We start from the raw sequence: 24,956 nt of genomic DNA, 5'->3' as shown, positions 1-24,956 counted from the left end.
GTCATGTTGCGGGGGGCGCTGCGGTTGGCCGCCGGCACGGCGTCGTTGGCGGCCGGTAGCTGGTTGGTGCGGGCGCTGCATGGCGCACCGGCGGCCCTGGGTGCGCACCCCGCTGCGATCAGGGCGGCGGCCCAGGGGTCGCCGAACTACCGTGACGGCGTATTCGTCAACCTCGACCCCGCCTCCATATTCACGATGGATCGCGAGGAAATTCGGTTGGTCCTGTGGGAGCTGATCGGTAACCGGAGCGCGGGCCGGCCGGCCTCCCCGATCCCACTGGCCGCGCCGGCGATCTTCGATAATGATCCCGGCCGGCTGGCCGTCAGCTGGTTCGGTCACTCGACGGCGCTGCTGGAAATCGACGGTTACCGGGTGCTCACCGACCCGGTGTGGAGCGACCGATGCTCACCGTCGGACGTCGTCGGCCCGCAGCGGCTGCATCCGCCGCCGGTGCAACTGGAAGGGCTGCCCGCCGTCGATTTGGTGGTGATCAGCCACGACCACTACGACCACCTCGATATGGACACGGTGATGGCGTTGGCCCGCACGCAGCGGGCCCCGTTCTTCGTGCCGCTCGGGGTCGGCGCCCACCTGCGCGCGTGGGGGGTACCGGAGCAGCGCATCGTCGAACTCGACTGGCATCAGAGCGCCAAGGTCGATCAGCTCATCGTGACTTGCATGCCGGCGCGGCACTTTTCGGGTCGCTTCCTGGACCGCAATACCACGCTGTGGGCGTCGTGGGCGTTCGTCGGGCCGAATCACCGCGCGTATTTCGGCGGAGACACCGGCTATACCAAGAGCTTCGAGCACATCGGCGAGGACCACGGACCCTTCGACCTGACGCTGCTGCCCATCGGCGCCTACAACACCGCATGGCCGGACGTGCACATGAACCCGGAGGAGGCGGTTCGGGCCCACCTGGATCTCACCGAACGTGGACTGCTCGTGCCGATCCACTGGGGCACGTTCCGGCTGGCCCCCCATCCGTGGGCTGAGCCGGTCGAACGCCTGCTCGCCGCCGCGGGACCCGAACGGGTCAAAGTGGCGGTGCCCGCCCCCGGTCAACGTATCGATCCCACGGCGCAGGTGAAATCAAACCCCTGGTGGCGGCTCTGATTCATCGGGCCCCGCAGCCTCCCACGCTAAGGTTCCGCCATGGCGAAACGCGCGGCCGCGGCCGCTGTCACCGTGCTGCTGGGCATGACCGGATGCGGGCCCGCGCCACCGGTATCCGGCCCGCCCCCGCTCTCTGACGCGCCGCCCAACGAGGTGTCCGGTCTCGCGATCCCGGCCGGCCGCATCGACGACGCGGTCGCAAAGGTCGACGGTCTGGTCGGCGACCTGATGAAGGGCACCGGCGTCCCGGGAATGGCCGTTGCCATCGTCCATGGTGGAAAGGTGCTGTACGCCAAGGGGTTCGGCCTCAAGGATGTGAGCAAGGGGCAGGGGCAGGACAACAAGGTGGACGCCGACACCGTCTTCCAGTTGGCCTCGGTGTCCAAATCGGTTGGCTCGACGGTGGTTGCGCACGAAGTCAGCGACAACGTCGTCGCCTGGGACACCCCGGTGGCGTCCAAACTGCCCTGGTTCACGCTCGGCGATCCCTACGTCACCAGCCACGTGACCGTCGCCGACCTGTATTCGCACCGTTCCGGGCTGCCCGACCACGCCGGTGACAAACTCGAGGACCTGGGCTACGACCGGCGGCAGACCCTCGAACGGCTGAAGTACCTGCCGGTGGCTCCATTTCGAATCAGCTACGCCTACACCAACTACGGAGTGACGGCCGCCGCCGAGGCGGTGGCCGCCGCGGCCGGCAAGTCGTGGGAGGAGCTGTCCGACGAGGTGCTCTACCGGCCGCTGGGAATGACGTCGACCAGTTCCCGGTTCGCCGACTTCCTCGCCCGGCCCAACCACGCCGTCAACCACATCAAGATCGCCGACAAATGGGAGGCCCGATTCCAGCGGGACCCGGATCCCCAGTCGCCCGCGGGCGGCGTGAGTTCGTCGGTCAACGACATGGCCCGCTGGCTGATGATGTTGCTGGGCAACGGAACCTACAACGGCCAGCGGATCGCATCACCGGATGTCCTGCTGCCCGCCATCAGCCCGCAGATGGTTTCGGCACCCGCGAAAACGCCCAGGGCGCGCTCAGGGTTCTACGGCTACGGCTTCAACTCGTCGGTGGATTCCTCGGGCCGCACCGAATACAGCCATTCTGGTGCTTTCGATTTGGGGGCGGCGACGAACTTCGTGGTGATGCCCTCGGAGGACTTGGGCATCGTCGCCCTGACGAATGGGGCGCCCTACGGCATCCCGGAAACGCTGACCGCCCAATTCATGGACCTTGTTCAGTACGGCCAAATCCGCGAGGACTGGGCCGCTCTGTACAACAAGGCGATCGGCTGGCTGAACAATCCCGAGGGCTCGCTGGTGGGCAAGCAACCACCGGCCGACCCCGCCCCGGCCAGACCGCTGAGCGAGTACGCCGGCGTGTACGCCAACGACTACTGGGGCCCGGCCGTCGTCACCGAACACGACGGCGTCCTGCAACTCGCGATGGGCCCGAAGAACCGGATGTTCACCCTGACGCATTGGGACGGCGACACCTTCACTTTCCCATTGACCGACGAAAATGCTCCCCCCGGAACGATTTCCAAGGCCTCATTTTCCGGGTTCCCCGGCGCAACGCTGAACCTGGAGTACTACGACTCGGACAAGCTGGGAACGTTCACCCGATGATTGCCGGCCTGACCGATGCCGAGGTGGCGCAGCGGGTCGCCGACGGCAAAAGCAACGAGGTCGCCGAACGTGCCACCCGCAGCATCACCGAGATCGTGCGGGCCAACGTCTTCACCCGGATCAACGCGATCCTCGGGACGTTGCTGCTGATTGTGCTCGCGACGGGTTCGCTGATCAACGGGATGTTCGGCCTGCTCATCGTCGCCAACAGCGTCGTCGGCATGGTCCAGGAGATCCGGGCCAAGCGGACGCTGGATGCGCTCGCGATTCTGGGGCAGGCGAAACCGTTGGTGCGCAGGCAATCCGGGACCCGCACCCTGTTGCCCGCCGAGGTGGTGCTCGACGACGTCATCGAACTCGGGCCCGGCGACCAAATCGTGGTCGACGGCGAGATCGTCGAAGAGACGAACCTGGAGGTCGACGAGTCGCTGCTGACCGGCGAGGCCGACCCGATCGCCAAGGCCATAAGGGACCCGGTGATGTCGGGCAGCTTCGTCGTCGCCGGAACGGGCGCCTACCGCGCCACCAAGGTCGGGCCGGAGGCCTACGCCGCCAAGCTCGCCGAGGAGGCCAGCAAGTTCACCTTGGTCAAATCCGAGCTGCGAAACGGGATCAACCGGATCCTGCAGTTCATCACCTACCTCTTGGTGCCCGCCGGTCTGCTGACGATCTACACCCAGTTGTTCACCACCCACACGAGTTGGCGGCAGTCGGTGCTGCGGACGGTGGGTGCGCTGGTGCCGATGGTGCCCGAGGGGCTGGTCCTGCTGACGTCGGTGGCGTTCGCCGTCGGGGTGATCCGGCTCGGCCAGCGCCGGTGCCTGGTGCAGGAGCTGCCCGCCATCGAGGGGCTGGCCCGGGTCGACGTGGTCTGCGCCGACAAGACGGGCACCCTGACCGAAACCGGCATGCGCGTCGCGGGCGTCGAGGAACTCGGAGCGGCACAACGGGACAGCGTCGCCGACGCGCTGGCGGCGTTGGCCGCCACCGACCCGCGCCCCAACGCCAGCATGCAGGCGATCGCCGAAACCTATCAACGGCCACCCGACTGGATCGCCACGGCCACAGCGCCTTTCAAGTCCGCCACCAAATGGAGCGGGGCCTCCTACGGTGACCGCGGCAACTGGGTGATCGGGGCTCCCGACGTGCTGGTCGATCCGGGGTCCGCGGCGGCCGAACAGGCCGAGCGGATCGGCGCGCAGGGGTTGCGGGTGCTGCTGCTCGGCACCTGCGACGCGGCCGTCGATCACCCGGACGCACCGGGCCGCGTCACCCCCGTCGCGCTGGTGGTCCTCGAGCAGAGACTGCGTCCAGATGCTGCGGAAACGCTGAATTACTTTGCCGAGCAAGACGTCTCGATCAAGGTGATCTCCGGCGACAACGCCGTTTCGGTCGGCGCCGTCGCCGACAAGCTCGGGCTGCGCGGCGAGACGATGGACGCGCGCCGGCTGCCGTCGGAACCCGCCCAATTGGCCGACGCGCTGGACGCCTACACCACCTTCGGCCGGGTGCGGCCCGACCAGAAGCGGGCGATGGTACACGCCCTGCAATCGCACGGGCATACGGTCGCGATGACGGGCGACGGCGTCAACGATGTGCTGGCCCTCAAGGATGCCGACATCGGCGTCGCGATGGGCGCCGGCAGCCCGGCGTCGCGTGCCGTTGCCCAGATCGTGTTGTTGGACAACAGGTTTGCCACTCTGCCGTATGTCGTCGCCGAGGGCCGGCGGGTGATCGGCAACATCGAGCGGGTCGCCAACCTATTCTTGACCAAGACCGTCTACTCGGTGCTGCTGGCGCTGCTCGTCGGCATCGAATGCGTGTTTTCCAAGGCGATCAAAGCCGATCCCCTGCTGTACCCGTTTCAGCCGATCCACGTGACCATCGCGGCGTGGTTCACCATCGGGATCCCGTCGTTCATCCTGTCGCTCGCGCCCAACAATGAGCGCGCCTACCCGGGCTTCGTCCGGCGGGTGCTGAGCTCGGCCCTGCCGTCCGGGCTGATCGTGGGCGTCGCGACTTTTGCGTCTTACCTGCTGGCCTATCACGGCCGGCACGCGACGTTCCAGCAGCAGGAGCAGGCGTCGACCGCGGCCCTGATCACGCTGCTGATGACGGCGCTGTGGGTGCTCGCGGTGGTGGCGCGCCCCTACCAGTGGTGGCGGGTGGCCCTGGTCATCGCCTCCGCGCTGGCCTACGTCGTGATCTTCAGCATCCCGCTGGCCCGCAGGGCGTTTTTGCTCGACCCCTCCGATGTCGTGGTGACGTCGACCGCCATGGGGATCGGTGTGCTGGGCGCCGCCGCCGTCGAGGCGATGTGGTGGATCCGGGCCAGGATGCTGGGCGTACAGCCGCGGCTGTGGCGCTGACCACCCCCGGTCGCCCGCAACTTGGGTTGGCCCGGGCAAGTAGGATTTCGGCGGGGAAAGGACGGGTACATGGGTTTCCTGGACAAGGCCAAGGACCTGCTGTCGCAGAACGCCGACAAGGTCGAGACGGCGATCGACAAGGCCGCCGAATTCGTCGACGACAAGACACAGGGCAAGTACTCCGACACCATCCACCAGGTGCAGGACGAGGCGAAGAAGGCGGCCGAATCCGCGGCAAAAGGCGACGACAAGAACTGAGCTCATGGCGAAACTCTCCGGATCCATCGATGTCCCGCTGCCACCCGAGGTGGCCTGGAAGCATGCCTCCGACCTGTCCCGGTACAAGGACTGGCTGACGATTCACCGGGTGTGGCGCAGCACGTTGCCCGACGACATCGACAAGGGCACGGTCGTGGAGTCGATCGTCGAAGTCAAGGGCATGTACAACCGGATCAAGTGGACGGTCGTGCGGTACAAGCCGCCGGAGGGCATGACGCTCAACGGCGACGGTGTCGGCGGCGTCAAGGTCAAGCTGCTGGCCAAAGTTCGGCCCGCCGAGGAGGGCTCCGTCGTCAGCTTCGACGTCCACCTCGGTGGGCCGGCACTGTTCGGGCCGATCGGCATGATCGTTGCCGCCGCCCTGCGCGGCGACATCAACGAATCGCTGCAGAACTTCGTGGCGGTTTTCACCAGGGCCGACCCGGGCACGAACGGACACGGCGGCGTTCGCCGCTGATCGCCTCAGTTGCCGGTCCCGTTCCGCTAATCTCGCTGGCATGACTCCCCGGCTGCGCCCTGGTTGGCTGGTGGCGCTTTTCGCGTTGGTGATTTCTGCCAGCGCGTGGCTGCCGTGGCTGACGACGGCGGTCAACGGCGGGGGCTGGGCCAACGCCATCGGGGGCGCGCACGGGAACCTGGAGCTGCCACGCGGATTCGGGGCGGGCCAGCTCATCGTGCTGTTGTCCTCGGCGCTGTTGGTCACCGGCGCGATGGTCGGACGCGGCCTGTCGGTGCGGGTGGCTTCGGTTGGCGCCCTGTTGATTTCACTGCTGATCGTGGCGCTCACGGTGTGGTATTACAAGCTCAACGTCAATCCGCCGGTATCGGCGCAGTACGGTCTGTACGTCGGCGCGGTGGCGGAGGTCTGTGCGGTGGTGTGCTCAATCGCGGCGGTCATCGCGGCATTGGCCTCCCGTCGGCCCGGCCGCTGACGACTCAGGCCGGCGGAAACTCATGCGTTCCCGAGGCGGAGCTGTCGCTTGGCTCGTTGACGCCGAACACGAAGGGCGCAAACACGATTTCGCGGCCGTCTGGATCGCGGTAGGTGACCGCGCCCGTCGCCTCCCAATACGGATGCTGTTCCACGGGTTGGATCCTCGCGGCGCGCAACCGCGCGATCGCCGCCTGCTGGGCCTGCCTGTCGGGGAAGTAGAGGCACAGCTGTTCGTGGGGGTCCACGGCGACGGGGTCGACGGACTCCACGATTTCCAGGGTCAGGTTCCAGCTGGGCAAACCGAAGATCGCGCCATTGCTGCCATAGCTCTCGCCGAACGTCTCGAAGAGCGGCAAGCCCACCAGTTCGCGGTAGAACCGCACCGTGTCCTGGAAGTTCGACGACCGGCGCGCGAAACGGATACCGCCGATCGACGCCAGCTGTATCGGCCAGTGCGTGGTGCGGCGGGGCGTGTGGTCGCCCATCAGAGCCCGACCGCGCTCGGCGCAGCCTCCGCGGTGCCCCAGCGCCGCAGCTGTTCGCCGGGCGCCCAGGTCGAATGGGTGCCGCTGGAAATACGTTCCGGCAGTCGGAGTTTGCAGACCGGGCCGTCGGCGATCCGGCCGGCGTCGAAGACCACGCAGTAGGAGGCGTCGGTGTTCATGTCGGTGGTGAGGGTGACGAGGTAGCCGTCGTCCTCGGCGGTGGCGCCGACCCGCGGGGCCATCGCCGTTTCGCTTCCGTAGACGCCGTCACCGAAGGAGAACTCCTGCTGGCTTCCGGTGCGCAGGTCGTGTTTGACCAGGCCGTCGAACAGGAACCAACCCGGTTTGCCGGTCGCGGCATAGACGTAGCGGTAGTCGCCGGCGGCGTAGTGGGGGTTGATGGTGCCGAATTCGGTGATGGACTCGGACAGTTGCTCTTCCTTCACGCTGCCGGTGGTCAGGTTGAAGCGCCACCGGTGCAGCCGCGACTGCAGGCGGTCCAGTGCCAGGAACCGAAACAGCTTGTCCCACTTAGATCCTTCGGTGTCGGCCGGGGAGGGATCGCCCTCGAAGAAACCGTCGAGCACGATCTCGTCGCCGTCCTCGTAGGCGTTGACGAAGTGCAACACGAACGTGGGGTCCGCCTCGAACCATCGGACGTCGGCGGTTTTACCGCGGCGGGGGAGGATCGCGAAGCGCGACGGCATGTCGGGATAGAAGCGCGGCACGTGCACGTCATGCTCGAGCAGGGCGGGGTCCCAGAACAACGGGAAATCGTTGAGAATGATGTAGTTTTCGGTGAAGGCCATGTCATGCGGCAGCCGCGGTCCGGGCAGGGGGATGTCGACGTAGTGGACCAGCTCGTTGCTCTGGTCGACGACGCCGTACCGCATGTACGGGTCCTGCTTGCTGTAGTTGAAGAACAGCAGTTCGCCCGTCTTGTTGTCGACTTTCGGGTGCGCTGACACACCCCAGTCGGTGGGGAAGCGGCCGTTCCAGCTCTCCTTGCCCAGGGTTTCACCCGAATACGGATCGACCCGGTACAGGTCGCCGCACTGGTAGAAGCTGGTCAGCGCCACGCCCCGGTGGACGATGACGTCGGTGCTCGACGCGTCCTTCATCCGGGTGCGAGCGCCCCAGCCCTCCTCGCGCTTGGCCAATTGCACGGGCTCGGCCAGCCCCGGCCACAGCGGCCCGCCGGCGTCGTTCTCCGCCAGAAAGCCGTCGGTGCGGACGAAGCGGTTGCGGTAGAAGGCTTTTCCATCTCGAAAGCCCACTATGTGTAGCATGCCGTCGCCATCGAACGGGTGGTACGTCTTGAGCGCCGGGTGCAACGGGTTCTCGGTGTTGCGCAGGTAGATGCCATCCAGGTCGCGCGGGATTTCGCCCTCCACGGCGGTGAGGCGGTCGGCGTCCCATTCGGTGGTCTGGGGACGCCACGGTCCGGTCCGGTACGGGTGGTCGTCGTCCTCGGGCAGCGTGGACAGGAACTTGCCGACGATCTCAACGTCCACGTCACACATCTCCTGCTGTGCTGACAACGAAACTCACCGTGGTCGCGGTGCTGCCGCCGAAATTCAGGGTCCCGAAGGTCTTGGCCCCGTCGACCTGATACTCGCCGGCGGCGCCGCTGACCTGCTTGGCCGCATCGAGCAGCATGCGCACGCCGGACGCGCCGACCGGGTGGCCGGCGCCGATCAGCCCCCCGCTGGGGTTGATCGGCAGCCGGCCGCCGATCTCGATCTCGCCGTTCTCGATGGCCTTCCACGACTCCCCCGGACCGGTCAACCCGATATGGTCGATCGCCAGGTACTCGCTGGGGGTGAAGCAGTCGTGCACCTCGTACCCGTCGAGGTCGTCGAGGCTCAGCCGGGCGCGCCCCAGCGCATCGTGCACCGCGGCCCGCACATGCGGAAGGACGTACGGGTCGTCGGCGGCTCGGTCCAGCTTCTGTCGCAGACCCAGCCCCACCGTGCGGTGCCCCCAGCCCTCGATGCGACCGACCGGGCGCGCATCGGGATGGTCGCGCAGGTAGGCGTCGCCGACCAACACCAATCCCGCTGCACCGTCGGTCATTTGGCTGCAGTCAAAGCGCCGCAACCGGCCCTCCGTGACGGGATTGGTTGCATCGTCGTCCGTGATGGGGTCGGGGACCGTCCACGCGCGCGTCTGGGCGTTGGGGTTACGCCGCGCGTTGGCGAAGTTGAGCTGCGCAACGGCCCTCAGGTGTGCGTCGTCCAGGCCGTAGCGCCGGTCGTATTCATCGGCGACCTGAGCGAACATCGACGGCCACAGGTACCGCGCGTCGGCCCCCTCGCGACCCGTCCAGGCGGCCGCACCCAGGTGCTTGGCCGCGGTGTCGCCGGGCACGGTCTTCTCGAGTTCGATGCCCAGCACCAGCGCGGTGTCGTAGGCGCCCGACCGCAGATCGGCGATCGCCGCCAAGGTCGCTACGCTGCCGGACGCGCACGCCGCTTCGTGCCGCGAGGCCGGGGTGTCCCAGAGGTCGGCGCAGACCGTGGCCGGCATCGCGCCGAGGTGGCCCTGGCTGGCGAACATTTCGCCGAAGGCGTTCGCGACGTGCACCACTTCGATGTCGGCGGCGTGCACCTTGGCCGAGGCGAGGGTGCCCTCCACGACCTCCGCGGTGAGGTCGGCGAAGTCGCGACCCTCCTTGGTGAGATTGCGGGCGAAGTCCGTCTGGTAGCCGCCCAGGATCCACACGCCAGCCGAGACATCCATACGCCGCACGGTACTCCGGGATTGCCGCGTCGTTGCGGCGTATCCACGGGCAGGTCATGCCCGAAAAGGTGTCCCGAAATGAGGCGGCCCCGTCGGCTCTCGGGCTGAACCAACGGGGCCTAGGCGGACGCGAAGGCCGGCCGACGCGTTCGCCTCTCATGGAACATTGCCCCGTACGAGGGCAGCCAAACGTGCGGACGAACCCCGTTCACTCCCCGGCGAGTCCGTCGGGTGGTGGTGCGGCGAGGGCTGTCCGCGGGTTTAGACGGCGTCTTCGACGAGTTCGGTGGGCTCGGGGCCTTCCGGTTGACGTGCCGCAACCGCCCGCTGTTTGCGGGCGTCGGCCAGGTCGATCGCCGCCAGGTCGATGCCCTTGGTCTCGGCGGCAGCGACGACGGCTATGGCGCTCACCGTGGCGGTGGCCGCCAGATACCACGAGATGGGCACCGCGGATTTGTAGGTCTCGAGCAGGCGAACCGCGATGATCGGTGCCAGCGATCCGGCCACGATCGAGGTGACCTGGTAGCCCAGCGACACCCCCGAATACCGCATCCGGGTGGGGAACATCTCGGCCATGGCGGCCGGCTGGACGGCGTACATGAGGCCGTGGAACACCAGCCCAATGACGATCGCCGACATGATGATGGCGTTGCGGCCGCTGTTCATCATCGGAAACGCAAAGAAGCCCCAGGTACATGTGCTGACCGCACCGATGAAATAGATTGGGCGCCTGCCGAATCGGTCACTGAGATGCCCGGCCAGCGGGATGACCGCGAAGTGCACGGCATGTGCGGCCAGCAGCCACCACAGGATGGTCTTGGTGTCGGCGCGCACGTGGACTTTCAAGTATGTGATCGAGAAAGTGACGACGAGGTAGTACATGGTGTTCTCGCCGAGCCGCATGCCCATGGCGGTGAAAACCCCACGCGGATAATGTTTTATCACCTCGACAACGCCGATCCGGGCGTGCTCGGACTGTTGCTGGGCTTCGTAAAAGATCGGTGCGTCCGTCACCTTGGTGCGAATGTAGTAACCAATCAGAACGACGACCGCGGAAAGCCAGAAGCCGACGCGCCAGCCCCAGCCCAGGAAGGCCCCATCCGAGAGGGTCGAGGTAAGAACCAGCAGCACCGCGGTGGCCAGCATGTTTCCGCCCGGCACGCCGGCCTGCGGCCAGCTGGCCCAGAATCCGCGACTGGAGTTCGGGCTGTGCTCGGCGACCAGCACGATGGCCCCGCCCCACTCGCCGCCGACGGCGAAGCCCTGGACGAACCGCAGCACCACCAGCAGCGTGGGGGCCCAATACCCGATCTGGGGGAAGGTGGGCAGGCAGCCCATCGCGAAGGTGGAGACGCCGACCAGCAGCAGACTGAACTGGAGCAGCTTCTTGCGGCCGTACCGGTCGCCGAGTTGGCCGAAGACGATGCCGCCGAGCGGGCGGGCGGCGAAGCCGACCGCATAGGTCACGAAGGCGGCGAGGATGGCGTCGAGTTCGTTGCCGCCTCGGGGAAAGAACACCTTGCTGAAGACCAGGGTTGCCGCGGTGCCGTAGAGGAAGAATTCGTACCATTCCACGACCGTGCCGGCCATGGACGCGGCAACCACCCGGCGAAGATATGCCCGGCTTTGGGAGAGCTTGCCGCGCAGGCCGCTACGCACACTCATCGTCGCCCTCCTTGGCGGTTCGCTCACCCAGGGCGCCGAGCCGGCCAGCGTTTGCCGAAACCGGGTTTGTGCTCGAGCGTGGCGATGATGGGTGTGCTGGCGGATGGGAGCGTACCTGGCACGGGCGCTCCACGCATGGTGTCGCCGCGGTGCTCCCGGGGCGGTTGCGGCCGTCGGCATCATGCGTCTCCCCAGCCACTGTGAACGGACACACGCGGGTGCGCCCGCTTCACAGCGACAACGCGGGGGAGCGGCTCGGCCCCAGAGCGGGTCACAACCCCCCGGCACGACGCCTTGTGTCGCCGACGATTGCGGTACCGCTGGCAAACCCTCGGGATCGGGCGGAAACGTCTCTCGGCGGCGGCGGGATTTGTGCGCGGTACGACGGCAAACGGTCTTGGCCCGGAAGGCTACGGCGTTGGCCCGGCCATACAGTGAGCAATCGGCGAAAGCGCATGTTCGCCGGAGAACCGGCTGCGTTGCGACACGGTCACGGATACGTACCTATCGTCGCATCGATAGTCACAACAGCCGCTCTGATAACTATCGTCACATGAGCCAACTGCGGACGTCAATGCGGTGTCCCGCCGCTCGAAAGGTGTTACATGTCGGCGATTCTTCGAAGTGTGTCGCTATCGATGGCGTCGGCGGCCGCTGTGGGACTCGTCTTCGTGGTCGGTCCCGCGCCCTCGGCCCATGCGACCCCGTGCGGCGCGCCGGAAGCGAACGTGGAGCCGCCCGCCGCGCAGCCGGCGATACCCGCCCCCCAACCGGTCGTCCAACCACCGACGGGCCGCAGGCCCACCCACACCAATGACCAGGCGCCGCTGCCTCGGCTGGGACCGCTGATCTCGTCGTTCATCAGGCCGGCCATCCCTCGGCAGGCCGCCCCGATGAGACCGCAAGCGGAGGTCCTACCGCCCGGGCCCAACCCGCCCGTCCCCAATCTGCCGCAACCGCCGAACGCCGGTCAGCTGCAGCCCAATGCCGCCCCGGTCCCGCAGCCGGCGCCGGCGCCGCCGCCGCCCTCGATCGCGGGGGCGCCGACGTCGCTCGTCGACTGGGTGACCGGACCGGACGGCCCGAACAAGACTTTGCAGCGTTTCAGCATCTCCGGTACCGACCTCGGGATCGCCTGGGACAATGGCGATCCCGTCAACCGGCAAGTGCTGATGGCCTTCGGCGACACCTTCGGCTACTGCAAAGTCAAGGGCCAACAGTGGCGCTACAACACGCTGTTCCGCAGCTCGGACCGTGACCTGTCGCACGGAATCCACATCGCGGACGGCATCCCCAACGACCGGTACTCCGGCTCACCGGTGTGGACGACGAGCCTTTCCAAGCAGGTCGTCAACACCATCCACAAGGCAGCCCACGAGACGGGGATCATTCCCACCGCCGGCATCTCGATCGGCAGGACGCAGTACATGAGCTACATGTCCATTCGGCAGTGGGGCCGAGACGGCGAGTGGAGCACGAACTACTCGGCGATCGCCAGGTCCAACGACAATGGCCAGAATTGGGGGATTTTTCCCACCTCGATCCGCACGGCGTCCCCGGACGCCATTCCGGGAGCCGGGTTCACCCCCGGTAACGAGAACTTCCAGATGGGGGCGTTCCTGAAGGGCAACGACGGTTACCTGTATCAGTTCGGGACCCCGTCGGGCCGCGGCGGCGCGGCGTTCCTGTCGCGGGTTCCACCCGGCCAGTTGCCCGACCTGACCAAGTACCAGTACTGGAATGGCGACAACGGTGGCCGCTGGGTTCCCAACAATCCGGGCGCGGCGACGCCGATCTTCCCGGGCCCGGTGGGCGAAATGTCGGCACAATACAACACCTATCTCAAGCAATATCTGGTGCTCTACACCAATGGCGGCAGCAACGACGTCGTCGCGCGCACCGCACCCGCCCCCCAGGGACCGTGGAGCCCCGAGCAACCGCTGGTGTCGTCGTTCTCGATGCCAGGTGGCATTTATGCGCCGATGATCCATCCGTGGTCTTCCGGCCGGGATCTGTATTTCAACCTGTCGCTGTGGTCGGCATACGACGTGATGCTGATGCACACCGTTTTGCCCTAATCGTGATCGTGTCGCACCCCGAAATGTCGGCAAACCAGGCGCACGCTGAATAAAGCGGGGGCCTAGTGAGAGAGGAGATCGACGATGATCATCTTCGAAAACCCGGCCGCGTCGACCGCCAGCAAGCCAAGGCGGCCAGACATCGAGGTGCGCATCGAGGGCGTGCACCGCACGGGCGGCGTAGTCCGCCTGGGCATCGTGCTCAACGGTCGGATGGCAATCCCGTCCTGACCGACGCGGTGCGGCCGGCCGCAATGGCGGGGCAAGATGTAGTGCGTGAGTTGGGCCAAGCGCGAGGGAAGGGCGCTCGCCGATATGACCCTCACGGGCGACGCGTTACTTGCTGAACTCGAAGACTTTGTCCGCGTGCATAATCCGGATTTAACGGACGTCCGGTTGGAGCGGGCGACCGCGACCGAGGAGTACGACACCGGCAGCCAACCGCCTAGGCGGTGGTACGTCGTCACTTACCTGGCCGACGACGGCGAAGGCTACGGCATCAGGCCGTGATCCGCGATACACCCGAGTTGGTGCCCCTGTTCACGGGAGTGATCATCGATCCCGGTCAAGGCTTTGGCGCTGGTGCCATCGGCCAACGCGAAACCGCCCACCCAACCTTCTCGGCAACCTGCGAGATCGACAGACCATCGCTGATCACCGCCAACACAGCCTGATACCTCTGCTCGGCCACGCTCAACTCCCTCATCTAGGGAGTGTCAAGGATCTGCCGAAGTAACTGTCAACCATCAGCCGAAACACTGTCAGGCATCACCCGAAGACAAAATGTCAACCATCAGCCGAGGTCATACAAACGCTTTGGTGCCCCCGGCAGGATTCGAACCTGCGACACCGGCTTTAGGAGAGCCGTGCTCTATCCCCTGAGCTACGAGGGCGAGGACGTCTTGAATACCTGATTAAAACCTAGCTAAGCGTTTGCAGCGGCGTTCGCGGCGGCCTGGTGCCATTCCGGACGATCGGCCTGGTCGTGGTGATGTGGCGGGTGTGAGTGTAGTCGAGCGTCGCGCTGCGGCGACTATTGCCATCTGAGATCTTCGTCGAGTTGTTGGGCTCGTTCGTCGAGTTCGGCCGCGGGACCGGTATCAATCGTGACCTCTTGCCAGTACGCCGGACTGTAGAGGTGAATATCGTTGCCGCTACTGACCTTCAGCACGCCACCGGTGAGTACTTCATAGGTGGCGCCGTCCGGGTATTCGTCATCGTCATCCTGGCCGTCAATTTGGATCCACATTTTCATGCTGAAAAATCCTCCGCGTCGGCCGATCGAATTCTTGAGGCTACCGCTGCGACGGTGAGCTGGGGAGTCGGAGGTCCTGGGCATCCGTGGCCGGGGGTCCCAAGAATAGGGTCTTTCGCCCGCTGACCAGCGACCGTCGTGGGCTTCATCCTGTACCTAACCGGTCACTCGTACACCGGCTCCGGTTAGTGGGATTGCTTCATGCGTTCGAATGACGTCGCGGCCGAGACGCTGCAGGAGCTGGCCGATCTGATCGCGATCTCCGGTGGCGATCCCTACCGGGTCCGCGCCTACGAGAAGGCGGCCCGCTCGGTCGCCGGTTACCCGCTCGACCTCGATGGGCTCGACCGCAAGGGCTTGCTGGCCATTCCGGCCGTCGGCGCCCACACGGCCGACAAGCTGCTAGAACTTCGGCAGACCGGGCACATCGCCGCTCTCGAGGACCTGCATGCGCAGCTGCCCGCGGGTCTGCGCGCCCTACTGGGAATCCCCGGGCTCGGACCCAAGCGAGCCCACCAGGTCTATGAGGAGCTGGGCATCTCGTCGATGCCGGAGCTGCTCAACGCGCTGCACGACGAACAGCTGCGCAACCTGAAGGGCTGGGGCGAGACCAGCGAACGCAACCTGGCCCGGGCGATCCGCCAAATGCAGGAAGTCGGCGGCCGCATGCCACTGGCGATCGCTCTGGACGTCGCCGAGGATCTGGTCGCGCGGCTCGCCGCGCTACCGCAGGTGAGTCGCGTCGACTACGCGGGATCCTTGCGGCGGATGCGCGACACTGTCGGCGACATCGACCTGCTGGCCGCCGCGGACGACGACCCGGCATCGGTCATGGACCACTTCTGCTCCATGCCGCTGGTGGACCGCGTGTTGGCCCATGGCCCTACGAAGTCTTCGGTGGTGACGACCAAGGGCATCCAGGTGGACCTGCGGGTGATACCGGCGGCGGTGTGGGGCGCGGCGCTGCAATACTTCACCGGGTCCAAAGCCCACAACATTCGCATCCGCGAGTTGGCGGTACGGGCCGGGCTGAAGCTGTCGGAGTACGGACTCTTCCGTGCCGACGACGACCGGCTACTGGCATCGGCCGACGAAGCCGACATCTATGCCAAGTTGGGGCTGCCCTGGATCCCGCCGGTGCTACGCGAAGACCGCGGGGAAGTCGAGGCCGCCCTGGCGGGCCATCTGCCCGCTCTGGTCGAGGCGGCCGACCTTCTCGGCGACCTGCATGTGCATACCGATCTCACCGACGGTCTCGCCGGGCTGGACGAGATGGTCGCCGCCGCGGCCAGCCGTGGATACCGCTATTGCGCCATCACCGATCACGCCCCGCAGCTGGCGATGCAACGAATGACGCGGGACAAGGCCTTGCAACAGCGCAGCAAGCTGCCTGAGTTGGCCTGCCGCCACCGCATCGAGGTGCTGCACGGCATTGAACTCAACATCGCCGCCGACGGATCCCTTGACTGGGACGACGACTTCCTGTCCGGCTTCGACATCCTGATCGCTTCGGTGCACTCCGACTTCGACCAGACCCGCGACGAGATGACCAAACGTCTGCTCGCTGCCATCGAGCATCCCTACGTCAACGTCATTGGCCATCCGACCACCCGCGTCCTCGGTCGTCGCCCGCCGATCGAGTTCGACGTCGACTCAGTCTTCGCGGCCGCGGCACGCACCCGTACCGCGTTGGAAATCAACGCATTTCCCGACAGGCTGGACCTGTGTGACGAACTCGTCCGTCGCGCCCGCGAGTACGGCGTTGTCTTCGCGATCGATACCGATTCGCACGCCGTGCCGCATCTCGATTACGTCCGCTACGGCGTTGCCGTCGCCCAGCGCGGCTGGGTTTCCGCCGGTGAAGTGATCAACACCTGGCCGCTGCGCCGGCTGCGGAAGTTCCTTGCGAAGGGGCGTGGCCGACGGCGTTAGGAGTGAGTTAGGTGGCGGCTCAGTCTTCTTCGTCGATGATGTGCACGGCGGCTTCCTCGGCCGACGCCGCACCTCCACTGATTCCGACGTCTGTCGCGAACAACTCCTCGTCTTCGTCTTCGCCAAATCCCATGTCCGGAGCGATAAGCCGGCCGGCCCGTGCGGTACCCACTTCGCGCCGCTGCGGGAATTCGGCCTCACGCTCGGATGCATCGCTGCTCCGCTGCTCGGCCTCGTCGAGCACGACGTTGATTCGAGCTGCCGGATCCGGCTCCTCCTCCGCGAGGATGTCCTCGATGCTTTCGGACGGGCCGAATGCGCCAGGTCCGTACAGTCTTTCGGGAGGCGAGTAACCCTCGTCGAGGATGTCGTCCACACCGCGATCGATCAGGGTGTCCTCTTGCTGAAGCTGGTTGTCGTCCTCGACGCTGTATTCGCCTGCGGCGGGGCCGGACTCGTAGTGCGCGCTCATAAGTTGCCTCCCAGCTGCTCACCGTTGCCGGCCGTGGTCATTGTCCGCTCCTGACGTGTCGTGTTTCGCGGCTGAGGCGCTCGATCTCGTCGGCTGCATCGGTCAGTGCCGCCGCGAGTTCACGCGCCGTGGTCACGTCCAGCGCATTGAGGTGGCGGGTCTGCACGGTGATCCACCGTCGTGTCGAGCCGTCGATCTGCTGCCGGCCGTAGATCTGAACGCGGACGCGCCCGCATCGGCGCGAGGTGCCCTCGAAGTCGCGAAACCAGTTGCTGTCGAGCTGCCAGTCGAATGTGCGGACCGCACCATCGGGCGGCGCGACGCCGTCGAACGGCATCCCAGCGCTCACGTTCTTGGCTGCCCACTGTCGCGCCATCTCCAGCAGCTGCTGCGGTTCGTCGTGTTCGAGGCGCTCGAGCTGGGCGATCTGCGCAGCAGTGAGCTGGTCGGCCACGTCACGCCAGCTTCGGGCGGCGCTGTCGTCGGATGTGCTCATGGTGAACATTCTGCCTTGCCGAGTCGCTGATGGTGAGAGTCCAAAGTCATGTCTTGAAGCCATTGGTCCCCGAAAGACGCTGGGGCAGCGCGGTCGCCGACCACGGGTGGGGAACCACCTGAAGCCGAGCCGACCGGCAGAGGTGCCTGATGGCCGGTGCGCCAAAGCTTTTAAGGCTTCGGCGTGGAGGCTACCTGGCTCATATGGTCGACGAACCAGTCGCGGGCCAGGACCGCGACCTGGTCCAGCGTGCCGGGTTCCTCGAAGAGGTGAGTCGCGCCGGGCACCACGGTCAGTTCGCACTCTCCGGGGATCCGCGCCTGGGCCTGTCGATTCAGTTCCAGCACCACATCGTCGCGGCCACCCACGATCAGCAGCGTCGGTGCGTGGACCCTGGCCAAGGCAGCACCGGCGAGATCCGGTCGCCCGCCGCGGGATACGACCGCCGCGAGGGTCACGCGCGGGTCGGCCGCGGCGACCAGGGCCGCGCCCGCACCGGTGCTGGCACCGAAATAGCCGACCGGCAGCGCGGCTGTCTCGGGCTGGCCGGCCAGCCAGCCGGTGACATCGATCAGGCGGCGCGCCAACAGATCGATGTCAAAGACGTTGGCGCGGTTGCGTTCCTCGTCGGGGGTGAGCAAGTCAACCAGCAGCGTGGCAAGGCCCGCCCTGTTCAGGACATCGGCCACGTAGCGGTTGCGGGGGCTGTGGCGGCTGCTTCCACTACCGTGGGCGAACAGCACCACGCCGACCGGATGCTCGGGGACCATCAGGTGTCCGGCGACGTGCACCGAACCGGCACCCACTCGGACATCCTCGTCACGTAATGGGGGGTCGTCCGGCGCGGCAGCGGCCGAGGGCTCGCGGAAACCGTTCCGGGCGTGATCGAGCAGCGCCACCACCTCGTCGTCAGAGGTTTGGGTGAAGTTGCGGTATCCCTGGCCGACGGCGAAGAAGAACTCGGGCGTGTGCAAGCAGATCACCTCGTCCGCGTATCCGGAGAACCGTGCGAAGATGTCGCGTCCGCCGATCGGTACGGCCAACAGCACCCTGCTCGCGCCCTCGGCGCGGGCCACCTGGCATGCGGCGCGGGCGGTGGCGCCGGTCGCCACGCCGTCGTCGACGATCACCGCGGTCTTTCCGGCCAGCGGGATCCGGTCGTGCCCGCTGCGGAACAGGTCCGAGCGGCGGGCCAGCTCGGCTCGCTGCTTCGCCTCCACGGCGGCCATTTCGTCCTCGGACAAGTGCGCTTCGCGCACCACGGCGTCATTGATCACCCGCACCCCGTCCTCACCGATGGCGCCGAACGCCAGTTCGGGCTGGAACGGGACTCCGAGCTTGCGCACCACCAACACGTCCAGCGGCGCCTGCAGCGCCTTGCCGACCTCGTAGGCCACCGGCACACCGCCGCGCGGTAGACCCAGCACCACGATGTCTTCGCCGCGCAGGAATTCCAGCCGCTGGGCGAGATGCCGTCCTGCGTCGACGCGATCGTCGAACAATCTCGAATCGCCGCGCAACCCAGACAGCCGCTGCCGCAGCGGACCCCTGCCGTCATCGATACGGTCCATTCGTGTCATCCCCCGAGTGTGGCGCGACTTGCCGCCGCACCGAAGGGCCGTAGGGCCATTCCCTCAGGGACCAACGCCTCCTGACCGGTGATATCCGGGCATCTAGCGTCGGGGTGGTGGCGACGGAACGCGCGCATGACGCTGACGCGGTGACGGTGCTGCTGGGCGGTGACGTGATGCTCGGGCGAGGTATCGATCAGATCCTGGCCCACCCCGGTGACCCGGAATTGCGTGAGCCGTACATGCGTGATGCGCGCGGATATGTTCAGCTGGCCGAGCGAGCGAATGGGCCTATCGCGCGCCCGGTTGATTGGCAGTGGCCGTGGGGCGAGTTGTTGCCGCTCCTGGACGAGGCCGCGCCCCATGTGCGGCTGATCAACCTGGAGACAACGATCACCACAGGCGATGATTTCGCTGAAGGCAAAGCGGTTTGCTACCGCATGCACCCGGACAACCTGCCCGCCCTGAGGGCACTACGGCCGGACGTCTGCGCGCTGGCCAACAACCACATCCTCGATTTCGGTTTGCGGGGGCTGACGGACACGGTGACGGCTCTCGCCGGGGCGGGGATCCGGGGCGCCGGGGCCGGGGCCGACTTGCCGGCCGCACGTCAACCGGCCGTGGTCAGTATTTCCGATGGATGCCGGGTGCTCGTCAGCTCGGTGGCGATGCAGTCGGCCGGCGTCCCCGCGTCGTGGGCAGCGCGTCACGACCGGCCGGGGGTGCGGCTGATCCGGGATTCGTCGGTGCGAGACGTTGCCGACGAACTGGCGGCGGAGGTGCTGGCACACAAAGGTGACGGTCACGTCGCCATCGTTTCGGTGCACTGGGGATCCAATTGGGGTTACGGGATAGCGCACAGTGAGATCGCATTCGCGCACCGGTTGATCGATGCCGGCGTCGACATCGTCCACGGTCACTCCTCGCACCACCCCAGGCCCATTGAGATTTACCGCGGCAAACCGATCCTGTACGGCTGCGGGGACGTCATCGACGACTACGAGGGAATCGGTGGCCACGAGTCATTCCGCGGCGATCTCAGGTTGCTCTATCTGACCCGAACCGATCCCGCCAGTGGTGAACTGGTCTCGTTGCAGCTGATTCCACTGCGTGTGCGCCAGATGCGACTCGAGCGCGCGGCCCGAAGCGACGCCGAATGGCTGCGCGCGACGCTCGAGAAAACCAGCAGCCGGTTCGGGACTCGTGTCGCGCTGCAGTCCGACGACCTGCTGGAGATCAAGCTGGTCACTCGGACGGGCTGAGATCAGCGACGTCGCGTGAGGCTCGCTCACCGCAACTCGGCGATGACCTTTCCGAAGTTCTCCATGTGGTTGTCCTGCACGGTGATGAAACTGACCCCGTACTTCTCCCGGTATTGGGACAGCGTGTCGGCCATCTCGCGCGGCGTCCCGCTCAGCACCGAGTGCATGGCCAGTATCTGCTCGTCCGACATCCCCGGCGAATACTGGCGCGTCATGGCCAGGTTGGGCATGGTCTCGCCTTCTCGCGGCACCGCCGTGATCGCCAGGTTCAACTCCAGGTCGTCGAACCGGTCGCCCGCGGCGTTGCGGACAAACTCCACGCGTTCGGTCAGCGGGTCGTCGGCCCCGCGGACGTTGGCGCCGGTCAGCCCGATGATGTCGGCGTGCCGGGCGGCCAGCGTCAGCACCCGGTCGCCGTTGCCGGCGATCATGATCGGCGCCTTCGGGTGATGGTCCTTCAGATACTTCGTCATGTGTTCGAGGTGGCCGACCCGGGCGCCCGCGCTGGGGTAGGGGATCTCGGCGGCCTCGAATTCTTCCCGGACGTATCCGGTGCCCAGGCCGATCTCGAGACGCCCGTCACTGAGTAGGTCCAGCGCTTCCAGGTCGCGGCTCAATAGGGCCGGCTTGTAGAACGCCGCGTTGAGCACGAACATGCTCAGCCGAAGCCTGGTGGTGACCATGGCAACCGCGGTCAGCGTCGGAAACGGTGCCGCCGCACCGAGGTGATCCGGCACGCACAGAACGTCGAATCCGACATCCTCGGCCCGCTTCACCTTCTCTTCCAGCACCGCGCGGGACTTGATGAACCGCATGCTCAGCCCGAAACGAAAATCCTTGGCCACCAACAACCTCCGCTCAGCGATCTATCGATAGTTACCAGGTACGAGCCGCGGCCAACGGGAGGGATCCCAGCGCCGCAGGAAGTCGATCCAGCGTTGCGGCAACCCGTGTTGCACGGCGCCGTCGATGATCTTGGGCAGGTAGCCCGGCCGGGGCGGACCCGGTATCACCCGATGGTCGATGTAGACCCACGCCGGCGACGGCCCGTCGTCGGTGTGCACGGTCAGCCGGTCGCGCCGGTACCGCACCGGCACGCCCTCGGCGCTGTCGAGCGTCGCCAGGTCGCCGTCGGAGATCTGCCACACGACGCCGTGCACCTGATTACCGGCGCACGATTCGACCGTGGCCACGCCGCGCTGGTTGATCAGCCAGTCATGATCCGACAGGACGGCCGGCCGCGGATCGGCGGCGTCGGGACACCGCAGTGCCATCTGCCTGACGCACAGGTTCGACCCGTATGCGAAGTAGGCATGCCGGCGGGCCGACATTTAGCCAGTCACCGTCAGCCAGATGAGCACCACGTTAAGCAGACTAATCATTACGCCGACGGCCCAGCCAATAACCGTCGTGACGGGGTGGTTGGCGTCGTCGCCCATCAGCTCCCGGTCACTGGTCAACTTCACCAGCGGAAGGACCGCAAACGGTATCCCGAACGACAGCACCACCTGGGAGAGCACCAGCGCGCGGGTGGGGTCGAACCCGAACGCGAGGATCACCAGGGCGGGGCAGACGGTGATCAAGCGGCGCACCAGCATCGGAATCCTCCGGTGCAGCAGCCCCTGCATGATCATGGCGCCCGCGTAGGCGCCCACCGACGACGAGGCCAGCCCGGACGCCAGCAACCCGATCGCGAACAGCACCGCAATGGTCGCGCCCAGGGTGTTGTGAATGGCGGAGTACGCGCTCTCGATCGAGGCGCTGATGTTGTGGTGCTGCAGGTTGATCGCCGCGACCAGCAGCATCGCGGCATTCACCGTGCCCGCGACGGCCATCGCCAGCACGACGTCCAACCGGGTGACCCGCAGCAGCAGGCGTCGATGTGCGCCTTCGGCGGGGTGCCCGTGTCGATCGAGCACCAGTCCGGAATGCATGTACACCGCGTGCGGCATCACGGTGGCGCCCAGGATGGCGGTGGCCAGCAGCACGCTTTCGGTGCCGCCGAATCGCGGCACCAGCCCCCCGAGCACCGCATCGGGCGGCGGCGTCTTCACGAAGAAACTGGCCGCGAAGCCGACGGCGATGACGAGCAGCAGGCCGGTGATGACGCGTTCGAAGATGATCTGCCCGCGCCGGTCCTGGATGGCCAGCAACAGCAGGGACACCAGCCCGGTGACGATCCCGCCGAGCAGCAGCGGCAGATCGAACAGGATGCGCAAAGCGATTGCCCCGCCGACGATTTCGGCCATATCGGTCGCGATCGCCACCAGTTCGGCCTGGGCCCAGTAGACCAGCCGGACCGGACGGCTCATCCGCTTGCCGATGGCCGAGGGCAACGAACGCCCGGTCACCAGACCGAGCTTCGCCGACAGGTACTGCACCAGGCCCGCCAGCGCATTGGCCACCACGATGACCCACAGCAACAGGTAGCCGAACTGGGCGCCGGAGCTGACGTTGGCGGCGACGTTGCCCGGATCGACGTAGGCGATCGCGGCGACGAACGCAGGCCCGAGCAGGTACCAACTGCTTTTGAGCGTGTCTTGGCTGCTCTGGGTCAACTCGTCGCCCTCGATTCACACCGCCGAATAAGAAAGTGAGGTTAGCCGAACACTCGCCCGCAAACCGGAAGGCCACCCGCGATTTCCGTCAGGTATATCTATAGCGCCGGCTGCGCGGCGGCGATCAGCCGGGCAGGTAGAGCCCCTTGCCGGTGATCAATGGCAGGTCCAGCGTCGTCACGATGCCCGGCGGGGCGGCCACCACCGCGGGGATCGCGTTGACCACCCGCATCGCGGTGGCGACCAGCCCGGCGTGGTTGTGGTCGCCCCTGCGGCTGCTCAGGCAGACGTCCATGGCGTAGGACGGTTCGCCGGTGATCTCGATGCGGTAGGACCCGCCGTGCTGGGCCGGCTGCGGCCACTCGGGACACAGGTCCTCGCGCAGTCGGGTGACGTGTTCGAGGACCACGACGGGGTCGCCGTTGACCATGCCGAAGACTTCGAACCGCAGCGCCGCGGCGCTGCCCTTGGGAATGTGTCCCGACGCGATGTCGAAGTCCTCGGGCGCCGGCACGCGCACGTACTCCTGCGCGACCGAGTCGAGCGAAAGCCCCAGGCCGGCCGCCAGTTGCCGTACCACCGATCCCCACGCCAGGCTCAGCACTCCGGGCTGCAGCAACATGGGGATCTCATCGAGCGGCTTCCCGAAGCCCATCACGTCGAACATCACGGCGGCGCTGTCATAGGTGGCGTAGTCGACGATCTCCATGCAGCGAATCTGCTGGATGTTCTGACAGGTGCCGGCCAGCGCCAACGGCAGCAGGTCGTTGGCGAACCCGGGATCGATCCCATTGACGTACACGCTCGAATTACCTTCGCGCGCAGCGTCTTCGATGGGTTTGATGAGCTCCTCGGGAATGACTTCCCAGGGATACTGCAAGAAGACCGGGCCGCTTCCGACGACGTTGATTCCGGCCGCCAGGACGCGCCGGTAGTCCTCCAACGCCTCGGGCAATCGGTTGTCGGCCAGCGCGTTGTACACGGCGCATTGCGGTCCGGTGGCAAGCACCGCCTCCAGGTCCGTACTGGCCAGCACGCCGGTCGAATCGGGAAGCCCGGCGAGCTGTGCCGCGTCCTTGCCGGCCTTGGCGTCCGATGACACCCACACTCCCTTGAGTTCGAACTCCGGGTTGGTGATCAGCGCCCGCAGCGCGTGGACGCCGACGTTGCCGGTGCCCAATTGAACGACGGGTATGGCCATGACGGGCTCCTTAGTGGTCGGGGGTCACAGATCCGGGACGGGGATGTCGAGGTTGGGGTAGGTGAGGCCGCCGTCGACCTCCAGCGTCTTGCCGGTCAGGAAACTGCCCGCGGGGGAGGCCAAATAGACTGCGGCCGCGGCGATATCGACAGGATCGCCGAGGCGGCGCATGGGTGTCGCCTTTTCCATCGGCGCGCGCAGCTCGTCGTTGGATGCGACCACGTCCAGCGCGGACGTGAGGATCGACCCCGGCGCGATCGCGTTGACACGGATGCGCGGGCACAGGTCCAGGGCGGTCAGCCGGGTGTAGTGGGACAGCGCGGCCTTGGCGGTGCCGTAAGCGGCGAAGCCGCGTCCGGCCAGCCGACCCATGGTGGAGGTGATGTTGATGATGTTGCCACCGCCGGAGTGCTCGAGCATGAGGGGTACCGCCGCAACCGTCAGCGCGTGCGCGGTGGCCACGTTGAAGGTGAATGCGTCCTTGAGCTCCTTGGTCGAGGTGGTCAGCAGCGTGTTGGGCATGGTCCCGCCGACGTTGTTGACGACGATGTCTAGTTTCCCGAAGGCCTCGACGGCCTGGCCGGCGAGCTGCGCGGTCGCCTCCGGGTGCGCCAGGTCGGCGGCGACGATGTGCGCCCGTCGACCGGCGGCGCGGACCTGTTGGGCGACGCCTTCTAGTTGCGATTCCGTGCGCGAGGCGATGAGGACATCGGCGCCGGCCTCCGCGAAAGCCAGGGCGATCGCCGCCCCGAGGCCGCGCCCGGCACCGGTGATGACGGCGACTTTGTCATCGAGACGAAATTTGTCCAGGATCATTGCGGCCTCTCCTCGCCCATGTTGTCAGCCGACACGGTAGCAAGCCGCGCCGTCTCGGATACGGCATTTCTGTAACAGGTTCTACTTTTGCATGTGGAC

24 protein-coding genes, 1 tRNA gene and 1 pseudogene are annotated in these 24,956 nt (G+C 66.6%); 12 read left to right on the top strand and 14 right to left on the bottom strand.

Annotated elements, in window-relative coordinates; all coding sequences use genetic code 11:
- The first annotated feature begins 3 nt into the window (after positions 1–3).
- The 6 genes from KXD96_RS24605 to KXD96_RS24580 all read left to right on the top strand — a co-directional run bounded on the left by KXD96_RS24605 (position 4) and on the right by KXD96_RS24580 (position 6,322).
- Positions 4–1,116, top strand: a complete 1,113-nt coding sequence (locus tag KXD96_RS24605; RefSeq protein WP_260741021.1) for an MBL fold metallo-hydrolase — start codon at positions 4–6, stop codon at positions 1,114–1,116.
- Between the two features lie 39 nt (positions 1,117–1,155).
- Positions 1,156–2,742 carry a serine hydrolase gene (locus KXD96_RS24600; RefSeq protein WP_260741020.1) on the top strand — a complete coding sequence of 529 codons (1,587 nt, stop codon included), beginning with the start codon at positions 1,156–1,158 and terminating at the stop codon, positions 2,740–2,742.
- Positions 2,739–5,111: a cation-translocating P-type ATPase gene (locus KXD96_RS24595; RefSeq protein WP_260741018.1), complete on the top strand. Its 2,373-nt coding sequence runs from the start codon at positions 2,739–2,741 to the stop codon at positions 5,109–5,111. The genes KXD96_RS24600 and KXD96_RS24595 overlap by 4 nt, the downstream gene beginning before the upstream one ends.
- Positions 5,112–5,180: 69 nt before the next feature.
- Entirely contained in the window at positions 5,181–5,369 is a 189-nt protein-coding gene (locus KXD96_RS24590) for an antitoxin (RefSeq protein ID WP_260741016.1), read from the top strand.
- A gap of 4 nt (positions 5,370–5,373) precedes the next feature.
- A complete protein-coding gene (locus tag KXD96_RS24585; RefSeq protein ID WP_260741014.1) occupies positions 5,374–5,847 on the top strand; it encodes an SRPBCC family protein in 474 nt (157 codons plus the stop codon).
- 40 nt (positions 5,848–5,887) lie between these two features.
- Positions 5,888–6,322, top strand: coding sequence for a hypothetical protein (locus KXD96_RS24580; RefSeq protein ID WP_260741011.1), 435 nt, complete (start codon positions 5,888–5,890; stop codon positions 6,320–6,322).
- A 4-nt stretch (positions 6,323–6,326) separates the two neighbouring features.
- Here KXD96_RS24580 and KXD96_RS24575 read toward each other — a convergent pair whose 3' ends face one another.
- The 4 genes from KXD96_RS24575 to KXD96_RS24560 form a co-directional block, all read right to left on the bottom strand.
- A complete protein-coding gene (locus tag KXD96_RS24575) occupies positions 6,327–6,809 on the bottom strand; it encodes a VOC family protein (protein ID WP_260741007.1) in 483 nt (160 codons plus the stop codon).
- The gene (locus tag KXD96_RS24570; protein ID WP_260745539.1) at positions 6,809–8,323 is read right to left on the bottom strand and encodes a carotenoid oxygenase family protein; all 1,515 of its coding nucleotides are present in this window, start codon (positions 8,321–8,323) and stop codon (positions 6,809–6,811) included. The genes KXD96_RS24575 and KXD96_RS24570 overlap by 1 nt, the downstream gene beginning before the upstream one ends.
- Position 8,324: 1 nt before the next feature.
- The gene (locus KXD96_RS24565) at positions 8,325–9,551 is read right to left on the bottom strand and encodes an acetyl-CoA acetyltransferase (protein WP_260741006.1); all 1,227 of its coding nucleotides are present in this window, start codon (positions 9,549–9,551) and stop codon (positions 8,325–8,327) included.
- Positions 9,552–9,812: 261 nt separating this feature from the next.
- On the bottom strand, positions 9,813–11,216 hold the full coding sequence (locus KXD96_RS24560; protein ID WP_260741002.1) for an MFS transporter: 1,404 nt from the start codon (positions 11,214–11,216) through the stop codon (positions 9,813–9,815).
- A 605-nt stretch (positions 11,217–11,821) separates the two neighbouring features.
- Here KXD96_RS24560 and KXD96_RS24555 point away from each other — a divergent pair.
- The 4 genes from KXD96_RS24555 to KXD96_RS24540 all read left to right on the top strand — a co-directional run bounded on the left by KXD96_RS24555 (position 11,822) and on the right by KXD96_RS24540 (position 13,968).
- Complete coding sequence (locus tag KXD96_RS24555) at positions 11,822–13,294, top strand: DUF4185 domain-containing protein (RefSeq protein WP_260741000.1); 1,473 nt, start codon at positions 11,822–11,824, stop codon at positions 13,292–13,294.
- An 84-nt stretch (positions 13,295–13,378) separates the two neighbouring features.
- Positions 13,379–13,525, top strand: coding sequence for a hypothetical protein (locus KXD96_RS24550; RefSeq protein WP_260740997.1), 147 nt, complete (start codon positions 13,379–13,381; stop codon positions 13,523–13,525).
- 45 nt (positions 13,526–13,570) lie between these two features.
- On the top strand, positions 13,571–13,804 hold the full coding sequence (locus tag KXD96_RS24545; RefSeq protein ID WP_260740995.1) for a hypothetical protein: 234 nt from the start codon (positions 13,571–13,573) through the stop codon (positions 13,802–13,804).
- Complete coding sequence (locus KXD96_RS24540) at positions 13,801–13,968, top strand: hypothetical protein (RefSeq protein WP_260745592.1); 168 nt, start codon at positions 13,801–13,803, stop codon at positions 13,966–13,968. Before KXD96_RS24545 ends, KXD96_RS24540 begins: the two co-directional genes overlap by 4 nt.
- Before the next feature lie 143 nt (positions 13,969–14,111).
- Here KXD96_RS24540 and KXD96_RS24535 read toward each other — a convergent pair.
- Together KXD96_RS24535 and KXD96_RS24530 are read right to left on the bottom strand one after the other, a co-directional pair.
- Positions 14,112–14,187 (bottom strand) — tRNA-Arg (locus KXD96_RS24535).
- Between the two features lie 140 nt (positions 14,188–14,327).
- The gene (locus tag KXD96_RS24530) at positions 14,328–14,549 is read right to left on the bottom strand and encodes a hypothetical protein (RefSeq protein ID WP_260740988.1); all 222 of its coding nucleotides are present in this window, start codon (positions 14,547–14,549) and stop codon (positions 14,328–14,330) included.
- A 201-nt stretch (positions 14,550–14,750) separates the two neighbouring features.
- Here KXD96_RS24530 and polX point away from each other — a divergent pair, with 201 nt between their 5' ends.
- Positions 14,751–16,481, top strand: coding sequence for a DNA polymerase/3'-5' exonuclease PolX (polX, locus tag KXD96_RS24525; RefSeq protein ID WP_260740984.1), 1,731 nt, complete (start codon positions 14,751–14,753; stop codon positions 16,479–16,481).
- Positions 16,482–16,500: 19 nt separating this feature from the next.
- Here the strand turns inward: polX and KXD96_RS24520 are convergent, their stop codons facing one another.
- The 3 genes from KXD96_RS24520 to KXD96_RS24510 all read right to left on the bottom strand — a co-directional run bounded on the left by KXD96_RS24520 (position 16,501) and on the right by KXD96_RS24510 (position 19,020).
- Positions 16,501–16,953: a DUF5709 domain-containing protein gene (locus KXD96_RS24520; protein ID WP_260740982.1), complete on the bottom strand. Its 453-nt coding sequence runs from the start codon at positions 16,951–16,953 to the stop codon at positions 16,501–16,503.
- Positions 16,954–16,990: 37 nt separating this feature from the next.
- Positions 16,991–17,407, bottom strand: coding sequence for a hypothetical protein (locus KXD96_RS24515; protein WP_260740981.1), 417 nt, complete (start codon positions 17,405–17,407; stop codon positions 16,991–16,993).
- Between the two features lie 212 nt (positions 17,408–17,619).
- Positions 17,620–19,020, bottom strand: coding sequence for a phosphoribosyltransferase family protein (locus KXD96_RS24510; RefSeq protein WP_396878903.1), 1,401 nt, complete (start codon positions 19,018–19,020; stop codon positions 17,620–17,622).
- 176 nt (positions 19,021–19,196) lie between these two features.
- Between KXD96_RS24510 and KXD96_RS24505 the strand changes: the two genes are divergently transcribed.
- The gene (locus tag KXD96_RS24505) at positions 19,197–20,282 is read left to right on the top strand and encodes a CapA family protein (RefSeq protein ID WP_260745538.1); all 1,086 of its coding nucleotides are present in this window, start codon (positions 19,197–19,199) and stop codon (positions 20,280–20,282) included.
- Between the two features lie 26 nt (positions 20,283–20,308).
- Here KXD96_RS24505 and KXD96_RS24500 read toward each other — a convergent pair whose 3' ends face one another.
- The 5 genes and pseudogenes from KXD96_RS24500 to KXD96_RS24480 form a co-directional block, all read right to left on the bottom strand.
- Positions 20,309–21,133: an LLM class F420-dependent oxidoreductase gene (locus KXD96_RS24500; protein WP_260740975.1), complete on the bottom strand. Its 825-nt coding sequence runs from the start codon at positions 21,131–21,133 to the stop codon at positions 20,309–20,311.
- 42 nt (positions 21,134–21,175) lie between these two features.
- Positions 21,176–21,613, bottom strand: a pseudogene (locus KXD96_RS24495) (gamma-glutamylcyclotransferase family protein); the annotation flags it as partial.
- Complete coding sequence (locus KXD96_RS24490; RefSeq protein WP_260745537.1) at positions 21,614–22,855, bottom strand: Nramp family divalent metal transporter; 1,242 nt, start codon at positions 22,853–22,855, stop codon at positions 21,614–21,616. It lies immediately after the preceding pseudogene.
- A gap of 109 nt (positions 22,856–22,964) precedes the next feature.
- Positions 22,965–24,041, bottom strand: coding sequence for a diacylglycerol kinase (locus KXD96_RS24485; RefSeq protein ID WP_260740973.1), 1,077 nt, complete (start codon positions 24,039–24,041; stop codon positions 22,965–22,967).
- Between the two features lie 24 nt (positions 24,042–24,065).
- On the bottom strand, positions 24,066–24,857 hold the full coding sequence (locus KXD96_RS24480) for an SDR family oxidoreductase (RefSeq protein WP_260740970.1): 792 nt from the start codon (positions 24,855–24,857) through the stop codon (positions 24,066–24,068).
- Positions 24,858–24,956: the final 99 nt, after the last annotated feature.

The organism is Mycobacterium sp. SMC-2, assembly GCF_025263485.1.
Taxonomy (GTDB): Bacteria; Actinomycetota; Actinomycetes; order Mycobacteriales; family Mycobacteriaceae; genus Mycobacterium.
The sequence above is the reverse complement of the archived record's forward strand: the minus strand, read 5'-3'. Positions and strand labels throughout refer to the sequence as shown.

What these genes read in the sequence shown, in the direction of transcription:
- polX (WP_260740984.1), top strand. Translation starts at nt 14,751, where the DNA reads ATGCGTTCGAATGACGTCGCGGCCGAGACGCTGCAGGAGCTGGCCGAT.
- KXD96_RS24520 (WP_260740982.1), bottom strand. Translation starts at nt 16,953, where the DNA reads ATGAGCGCGCACTACGAGTCCGGCCCCGCCGCAGGCGAATACAGCGTC.
- KXD96_RS24560 (WP_260741002.1), bottom strand. Translation starts at nt 11,216, where the DNA reads ATGAGTGTGCGTAGCGGCCTGCGCGGCAAGCTCTCCCAAAGCCGGGCA.
- KXD96_RS24600 (WP_260741020.1), top strand. Translation starts at nt 1,156, where the DNA reads ATGGCGAAACGCGCGGCCGCGGCCGCTGTCACCGTGCTGCTGGGCATG.
- KXD96_RS24550 (WP_260740997.1), top strand. Translation starts at nt 13,379, where the DNA reads ATGATCATCTTCGAAAACCCGGCCGCGTCGACCGCCAGCAAGCCAAGG.
- KXD96_RS24510 (WP_396878903.1), bottom strand. Translation starts at nt 19,020, where the DNA reads ATGGACCGTATCGATGACGGCAGGGGTCCGCTGCGGCAGCGGCTGTCT.
- KXD96_RS24585 (WP_260741014.1), top strand. Translation starts at nt 5,374, where the DNA reads ATGGCGAAACTCTCCGGATCCATCGATGTCCCGCTGCCACCCGAGGTG.
- KXD96_RS24580 (WP_260741011.1), top strand. Translation starts at nt 5,888, where the DNA reads ATGACTCCCCGGCTGCGCCCTGGTTGGCTGGTGGCGCTTTTCGCGTTG.
- KXD96_RS24505 (WP_260745538.1), top strand. Translation starts at nt 19,197, where the DNA reads ATGCTCGGGCGAGGTATCGATCAGATCCTGGCCCACCCCGGTGACCCG.
- KXD96_RS24555 (WP_260741000.1), top strand. Translation starts at nt 11,822, where the DNA reads ATGTCGGCGATTCTTCGAAGTGTGTCGCTATCGATGGCGTCGGCGGCC.
- KXD96_RS24530 (WP_260740988.1), bottom strand. Translation starts at nt 14,549, where the DNA reads ATGAAAATGTGGATCCAAATTGACGGCCAGGATGACGATGACGAATAC.
- KXD96_RS24605 (WP_260741021.1), top strand. Translation starts at nt 4, where the DNA reads ATGTTGCGGGGGGCGCTGCGGTTGGCCGCCGGCACGGCGTCGTTGGCG.
- KXD96_RS24565 (WP_260741006.1), bottom strand. Translation starts at nt 9,551, where the DNA reads ATGGATGTCTCGGCTGGCGTGTGGATCCTGGGCGGCTACCAGACGGAC.
- KXD96_RS24480 (WP_260740970.1), bottom strand. Translation starts at nt 24,857, where the DNA reads ATGATCCTGGACAAATTTCGTCTCGATGACAAAGTCGCCGTCATCACC.
- KXD96_RS24595 (WP_260741018.1), top strand. Translation starts at nt 2,739, where the DNA reads ATGATTGCCGGCCTGACCGATGCCGAGGTGGCGCAGCGGGTCGCCGAC.
- KXD96_RS24575 (WP_260741007.1), bottom strand. Translation starts at nt 6,809, where the DNA reads ATGGGCGACCACACGCCCCGCCGCACCACGCACTGGCCGATACAGCTG.
- KXD96_RS24485 (WP_260740973.1), bottom strand. Translation starts at nt 24,041, where the DNA reads ATGGCCATACCCGTCGTTCAATTGGGCACCGGCAACGTCGGCGTCCAC.
- KXD96_RS24590 (WP_260741016.1), top strand. Translation starts at nt 5,181, where the DNA reads ATGGGTTTCCTGGACAAGGCCAAGGACCTGCTGTCGCAGAACGCCGAC.